At 61.8% G+C, this 7243-nt stretch carries 4 protein-coding genes; all 4 read left to right on the forward strand.

Features of this window, described 5'->3' with window-relative positions; all coding sequences use genetic code 11:
- The first annotated feature begins 944 nt into the window (after positions 1 to 944).
- The 4 genes from AB4Z35_RS29465 to AB4Z35_RS29480 all read left to right on the forward strand — a co-directional run bounded on the left by AB4Z35_RS29465 (position 945) and on the right by AB4Z35_RS29480 (position 7010).
- On the forward strand, positions 945 to 2771 hold the full coding sequence (locus tag AB4Z35_RS29465; RefSeq protein WP_442101084.1) for a DUF1302 domain-containing protein: 1827 nt from the start codon (positions 945 to 947) through the stop codon (positions 2769 to 2771).
- An 11-nt stretch (positions 2772 to 2782) separates the two neighbouring features.
- The gene (locus AB4Z35_RS29470) at positions 2783 to 4120 is read left to right on the forward strand and encodes a DUF1329 domain-containing protein (protein ID WP_442101085.1); all 1338 of its coding nucleotides are present in this window, start codon (positions 2783 to 2785) and stop codon (positions 4118 to 4120) included.
- A 158-nt stretch (positions 4121 to 4278) separates the two neighbouring features.
- Positions 4279 to 5628 (forward strand): DUF1254 domain-containing protein, encoded by a 1350-nt coding sequence (locus tag AB4Z35_RS29475; RefSeq protein WP_442101086.1) that lies wholly within the window; start codon positions 4279 to 4281, stop codon positions 5626 to 5628.
- Positions 5625 to 7010 (forward strand): DUF1254 domain-containing protein, encoded by a 1386-nt coding sequence (locus tag AB4Z35_RS29480; RefSeq protein ID WP_442101087.1) that lies wholly within the window; start codon positions 5625 to 5627, stop codon positions 7008 to 7010. The genes AB4Z35_RS29475 and AB4Z35_RS29480 overlap by 4 nt, the downstream gene beginning before the upstream one ends.
- Positions 7011 to 7243 lie beyond the last annotated feature (233 nt).

Consider the following 7243-nt stretch of genomic DNA (forward strand, 5'->3'; position numbering starts at 1 on the left):
AAAACGCTCGCCCCTGACGTACGGCCCCTCGCTTAGGCTCGGGGTTCCTTCGCTCCGGCATTCATCCGGGGGCATCGCCTCCGGTCGGCTTCGCTCGACCTCCTCTCGATGTGTTCGGCTGCGCCGAACGGCGCTGCGCGCCTACCCCCGGATGAACGCCGGAACGAGGCCTGCCGAGGGGGCGGGTGGATCAAGATCAAGAGCTGCAGGCGAGCTAACGCTCGGCCTGATGAGTGGTGAAGAGCATGGGTGTACGCAGCCCTGCTTTTGCTCTGCTCTTCTGTAGGAGCGAGCCTGCTCGCGATGGTGGCCTGACAGCCGACCAATTTCTCGCAGATACACGCAAATCAAACTGTGGGAGCGAGCTTGCTCGCGATGGCGGTATGACAGCCGACCAGATGCATCAAAGGAGAACGAAACCCGCGAAAAGGCCGGCCAGTAGGCCGCCTCGCTTTTGCTTTGGCTTTTGATCTTCTTGCCCCCTCGAGAGGCCGAGCGGAGGTTCTGCGCAGTGGGCAACCCGGCAAGGATGCCGGGTTAGCCGCCCCCGGCCATGGATGGCCGATGGCGGCGGGCCCACGGAGCAGGACCGGAGCGAGGGAATGCCGAGCCTTGGCGAGGCACCGAACGTAAGGGGCAAGAGCCCTTGGTTACTTGGGGCTTTTCCAAGTGACCCGCTGTAAGAGCGGAACCGCCAGAGGACGTTACCGCAGCAACGGATATGTACACCCACAAAATAATCATCGCCTGACACAAAGCCATCGCGGGCAAGCCCGCTCCCACAAGTAGCCGTTACCGCAGCAATGGATATGCACACCTTCAAAAAATACCGCCTGCCACGCAGATCCCCCCCGATGATTATTTTTTGTCGGCCATCGCTTGCGTGTCTCGCTCGATAGTTGGGCACCGTGTCCGGGCTGAGCAAACCAGACCGGAGCCTAATAATGATAAAAAAACGCTCGGCCACARCCGGAGTCCGCCAACGACTGCACCGGCTTGGCCATACCCGCCCGCAACCCCTTGCGCTGGCGATTCTTGCTGTACTCACGGGGCCGACGTACGCCACCACATTTGACCTCAACGAAGACTGGAGCCTGTCGACCAAGACCAGCCTGAGCCTGGGCAGCAGCTGGTCGACGCAAAACCCCGACAAAAGCCTGATGACCCGCGCCAATGCCTTGCAGGCCCAGGGCGTGGATGCCAATGGCAGCAGCGTCAGCGCCGACGATAACCGGCTCAACTTCGAGAGGGGCGACCCCATCTCGCAGCTCTTCAAGGGCCTTACCGATTTCAGTCTCGATGGCCAGGGCCAGGGCGCGTTCATTCGTTTCAAATACTGGTACGACCACGCCTATGAAACCGGCAACGGCCGCTTCAAGGATTTCGATGATTCGGGCTGGGATGACCTGGCCAGGTTCAAGGGCTTCCAGGTGCTCGATGCCTACGTCTGGAAAGACTTCCAGGTGGCCGAGCATCCGCTGAGTGTGAAGGTCGGCAACCAGGTGTTGTCCTGGGGTGAATCGCTGCTGATCCAGAACGGCATCAACGTGATCAACCCGCTGGACATCTCGGCGTTCAACCGTCCCGGCGTGGAAATCAAGGAAGGCCAGTTGCCGGTGGAGATGGTCTCCTTCAGCTTTGGCCTGACCGACACCACCAACCTCGAAGGTTTCTACCAGTACAACTGGCGCCCCAGCGTCCTCGACGGTTGCGGCACCTTCTTTGCCAGCAGCGATGTGATCCAGCCGGGTTGCGGGCCGTTGTTTCTGAGTCAGGTACAGACCGATCAACAGATGCAGGCTGCGGGTTTGTTCGCCACGTCCCGGGGCAACGAGTCGCCGTCCGACTATGGCCAGTTCGGCTTTGCCCTGCGCCAGATGATCCCGGCGCTGAACGATGCCGAAGCGGCGATCTACTACATCAACTATCACTCGCGGTTGCCGTATTTCACCATTAATGCCAGGAACACCGCCTTGCCCGGCACCTTTCCCGGTGGCATCCAGGGGCCGAGCTATGCGGCGGCCTTCCCGGAAAACATTCACCTGTATGGCATCAGCCTCAACGGCGTTGAACCTGTCAGCGGGATTTCCCTGGCCGGTGAGTTGAGCTACCGACCGAACATGCCGCTGGCGATCAACGCGCCCGACGTCAACGTCGCCGTGATTTCCGGGGCGGGGGGCAGTTCCTGGGTGCAGTTGCCGCCCGGTTTCAGCACCACCAATGGCAGCCCGTTCGATGCGTGGGAGCGCAAAGGCGTCTGGCAGGCAACCGGTTCGGCGACCCAGGCCTTCGACAACATATTGGGCGCCACCCGCCTGAGTCTGTTCGGTGAAGCCGGGGTCGTGCACATCGACGATCTCGGGGACGAGCGCCTGGGCCGCAACGCCGCGTTCGGCCGCAGCGCTCCGCGCAACGGCACGCCGTGCAACACCGTGGCCTCCGGCGTCACCAACCAGTACTGCACCGACAAGGGCTTTGCCACCGAGTGGTCGTGGGGTTATCGCCTGCGCGCCAGCCTCGAATACAGCGACGTGTTGCCGGGCATCAACCTGATTCCGGCCGTCAACTGGCGGCATGACGTCGAGGGTTATTCCTACGATCCGCAAGGGCCGTTCCAGGAAGGCCAGCAAGCCCTGGGTGTGAGCCTGACCGGCGTCTACATGAACGATTACAGCGTGGAACTGGCCTACAACGTGTTCTTCGGTTCCAACGACTACAGCACCCTCGACGACCGCGATTTCGCATCCGTCAGCCTCAAGGCAGACTTCTAAGGAGAACCGTTATGCGTATGCAATTGTGCGTGCTGGCCCTGGCCTGCACCGTCGGCCTGGCTCAGGCCAAAGGCACCGATTCGGCGGCACTGGGCAAGACCTTGACCCCCATGGGCTCGGAAATGGCAGCCAATTCCGATGGCAGCATTCCGGCCTGGACCGGAGGGCTTGCCGCCAACGCCGGTACCGTTGACAGCAAGGGTGGTTACAGCGATCCGTATGCCACGGAGAAACCGTTGTTCACCATCACGGCGAAGAACGTCACGCAGTACGAGAGGTTTCTCAGCCCTGGGCAAGTCGCGTTGTTCAAGCGCTTTCCCGACACCTACAAGATGAACATCTACCCGACCCATCGCAGCGCCAACCTGCCCAGGGACGTGCTGACGGCAAGCCGCGACAACGTTGCCAAAACCAGCATGGCCGACGGCGGTAACGGTCTGCATGACTACGCCCGGGGCATTCCGTTTCCGCTGCCCACCGAAGGCCTGGAGGTGATGTGGAACCACATGACCCGTTACCGGGGCGGCAGTTATGAGCGCATCAGCAGCTCGGCATTGGTGCGTGAAAACGGCGCCACCAGCTATGTGCGCAACCAGTCGCTGATCAACTTCGCCGACACCGTCGGTGGGCTGGAGCCGGGCTCGAACATCCTGTTCATGTTCAAGAGCCGGGTGCTGGAACCGGCGCGTCTGTCCGGTGAGGCGGTGCTGGTGCACGAGCCGATCGACCAGGTCGCCGAGCCGCGTTCGGCCTGGCAATACCTGCCGGGGCAACGTCGCGTGCGCCGTGCACCGATGATTGCCTACGACAACAGCGCCCGCTACAGCAATGGCCTGATCACCGCCGACAACATCGACGGCTACAACGGCGCGCCGGACCGTTTCGACTGGAAACTGGTGGGCAAGCAAGAGCTGTTCATCCCTTACAACAGCTACAAGATCGGCAGCCGCGACCTCAAGTACGACGCGGTGATCAAGCCCAACCACGTCAACCAGGACCTGGCCCGCTACGAGAAGCACCGCGTGTGGGTGGTGGAGGCGACCCTCAAGCCTGGTGCGCGACACATCTACGCCAAGCGCCGCTTTTATGTGGACGAGGACAGTTGGCAGATTGCCCAGTCGGACCAGTACGACAGCCGCGGTGAGCTATGGCGCAGCGGTGAACTGCACGCGATTCAACAGTACGACCACGGCTTCACCTACAACGTGCTGGAAACCTCCTATGACCTGATCTCCGGACGCTACTACGCCGGCGGCCTGGCCAACGAAGAGACCGAACCGATGCGCGTGGGCTTCGCCGCCAAGACCGACGACTACACCCCGTCGGACCTGCGGCGCTGGGCCAAGTAACCCTTTACCAGACCATCGCACATCCAGGGTGGGAGCGAGCCTGCTCGCGATGACGGTGTGTCAGTCGACTGAAATGTTGCCTGGCACACCCTCATCGCGAGCAGGCACGCTCCCACAGGAGACGGTGGTGTGTTCTGTATCTGCCAAGGAGATCTACCGTGCGCTACTGGTTATCCGCTCTTGCCCTGGGCGCAAGCCTGGGCACCGTTCACGCAGCAACCCTCGATCAACCCAAGGCGAAGGCACTGGCTCAAGAGGCTTATGTATTCGCCTTCGCCACGGTCGAACACGACAAAGTGCTCAGCGCCATCGCTGCGAAGCTGCCGTTCAACCGGCTCTACAGCGAACCGCGTCTGCTCGGCCCGCAGGACAACAAAGTCGTGTCGCCGAACAACGACACCTTCTATTCCCGGGCCTTGCTGGATTTACGCGGCGAACCGATGGTGCTGGACGTGCCGGCCGTGCAAGGTCGCTACTACAGTTTTCAACTGGTGGACATGCGCACGGACAACCTCGACTACATCGGCACTCGCGCCACGGGTGACCAGGCGGGGCGCTACCTGATTCTCGGGCCGGACTGGAAAGGGCCAGTGCCATCGGGTTTCAGCGCTGTGATTCGCTCGCCGAGTCGGCTGGTATTCCTGTTGGGGCGGACCGAAGTCAAAGGCGAAGCGGATCAGAAAGACGCCGCGCAAGTGCTGAAGGGCTACGCCTTGCAACCGCTGTCCACAGTGAGTGGCGGCGCGGCGCCTGAACCGTTGGCACCGCTGCAACTGCCAGCGTATGCGGACACCAGGCAAGGGCCCGCGCAGGCGCTGTTCAACACCTTCAACGCGCTGGCACCCTTGCATCAATGGACCGCCAGCGAGCAAAAGAAACTGGCCCGTTTCGCCGCCATCGGCGTGAACCCGGGGAGCGAATTTCAGGCCCCGGCGGACTTGAGCGAAGCCGTCGCCCAAGGTGCCGAAGCCGGCCGCGAGCAGGTGCGCGCAGCGTCGAGCCAGTTGTCAGTGGAGCAGCAGGGCTGGTTCCCGTCGCCTTCCAATGTTGGCAAGTTTGGTGACGACGACCTGACCCGTGCCGCGGTCGCCTGGCGTTACATCTACGCCAACGATGCGGTGGAAGCGCTGTACCCGATGGCACTGCACGATGCCGAGGGGCAGACGCTCGACGGTCGACATGCCTATCGCCTGCATTTCCCCGCCGGGCAATTGCCGCCGGTGAATGCGTTCTGGTCGCTGACCTTGTATGACGGCAAAACCCAGTTGCTCGCCGCCAACCCGATCCAGCGTTACGCGTTGGGCGATCGCAGCCCTGGTCTACAATACGATGCCGACGGCGGCTTGACCCTGATCCTGCAAGCCGATGCGCCCAAGGCTGCGCCGCAGGGCAACTGGCTGCCGACGCCGCAAGGTCCGTTCAACCTGCTGTTGCGCCTGTACCTGCCCAAGGGCGGGGCACTGGACGGGAGTTATCAGTTGCCGACGATTGCGAGGATCGAATCATGAACCTGATTTTCAGTCGCCGCCGGGTGCTGGGCGGCATGGGGGTATTGGGAGCAAGTCTGATGTTCCCACGCTGGTTGCTGGCCGCTGATTCCGATGACCTGCGGCAGATTGCCAAAGAGGCGTGGATTTACGCGTACCCCATGCTCATGCATTACCAGACCATGGAAAAACAGGCGCTCAACCCGGCCGCGCCAGAGTACGTTGGCGGCTTCAACCGCTTTCGTCATTACAGCGAGTTGTTTACCCCGAACAACCGCGACATCGTCACGCCGAACAACGACACACCGTACTCCTGGGCCTGGCTCGACCTGCGCAGCGAGCCGCAAGTGTTGAGTGTGCCGGCCGTGCCTGACGACCGCTATTACGTGCTTCAACTGGTCGACCAGTACACCCATAACTTTGCTTATGTCGGCGTGCTCAGCACCGGTCGCGATGCGGGGAATTACCTGATCGCCGGACCCGACTGGCAAGGCCCGACACCCGACGGCGTCAAGGCCGTACTGCGCAGTGAAACCGAAATCGTCATGGTGCTTGGGAGAACGGGCCTGAAAAACGCCGGGGACCTGCCAGCGGTGCGTGCCTTGCAACAGCAGTACGGTTTGCGTTCGTTGCATGAGTACATCGGTAGTGCACCGCCTGTGGCTGCGCCAGCCATTGGCTGGCAACCCTGGGACAGCAAGACCGGGTTGGGGCTGGAGTTTATCCCGGCGCTGAACCAGATCCTCAGCCTGTGTCCCACGCAACCGTCCGAACAAGCCTTGCGCGCACGCTTTGCACGCATCGGCATCGTTCCCGGCCAGGGTTTCGACCCGGCGACGTTGCCGCAAGCAACGCGCGAGGCACTGCTCGCCGGGATTCAGGACGCCCAGGCGCAGTTGCAAGTTGCGGTGAGCCAGGTACGTACCACCCTCGGTCTGTTCGGCACTCGCCAAGCGCTGAACGGCAATTACCTCAACCGCGCTGTCGCGGCGAATGTCGGCATCTACGGCAACAGCGTGGAAGAGGCCTTCTACACCGGCGCTCGCCTGGATAATCAGGGGCAACCCTTGCAGGGCGGGCGTAGTTATCGCCTGCGTTTCGCACCGGGGCAATTGCCACCGGCCAGCGAGTTCTGGTCGCTGACGTTGTATGACTTGCCGGACCGGCAATTGGTGGCCAACCCGATCAATCGTTACTGCCTGAGCAGCCGGGATCGTTTGCAAGAGGATGCGGATGGTGGGTTGAAGTTGATCTTGCAGAACGCCGCTCCGCCTGTGCAGAGCAACTGGTTGCCGACGCCGGCAAGCGGGGCGTTCACTCTGGTCCTGCGTCTGTATGGGCCCGGGCAGCAGGTGGTCAATCAGCGTTGGCAAATGCCGGTGGTTGAAGTGGTGTCTGCCTGAGCCGCGCTCCTGCATTGGATTTGTGTCATTCACACGTGTTGTGGACAACCCTGGATCCCTGTGGGAGCGGGCTTGCCCGCGAAAGCGGTGTGTCAGGCGGCGTGGATTTTTACGGGTGTACATATCCGTTTCTTCGGTAACGGCGGCTGATGGTTTCGCCCTTACGGCGACTCACTTTTTTTACAAGCGCCTAAAAAAAGTAAGCAAAAAAACGCTCGCCCCTGACGTACGGC

The sequence above is a fragment of the Pseudomonas sp. KB_15 genome, from assembly GCF_052114525.1.
Lineage (GTDB): Bacteria > Pseudomonadota > Gammaproteobacteria > Pseudomonadales > Pseudomonadaceae > Aquipseudomonas.

Coding starts and splice junctions, on each gene's coding strand:
- AB4Z35_RS29470 (WP_442101085.1), top strand. CDS start 2,783: ATGCGTATGCAATTGTGCGTGCTGGCCCTGGCCTGCACCGTCGGCCTG.
- AB4Z35_RS29480 (WP_442101087.1), top strand. CDS start 5,625: ATGAACCTGATTTTCAGTCGCCGCCGGGTGCTGGGCGGCATGGGGGTA.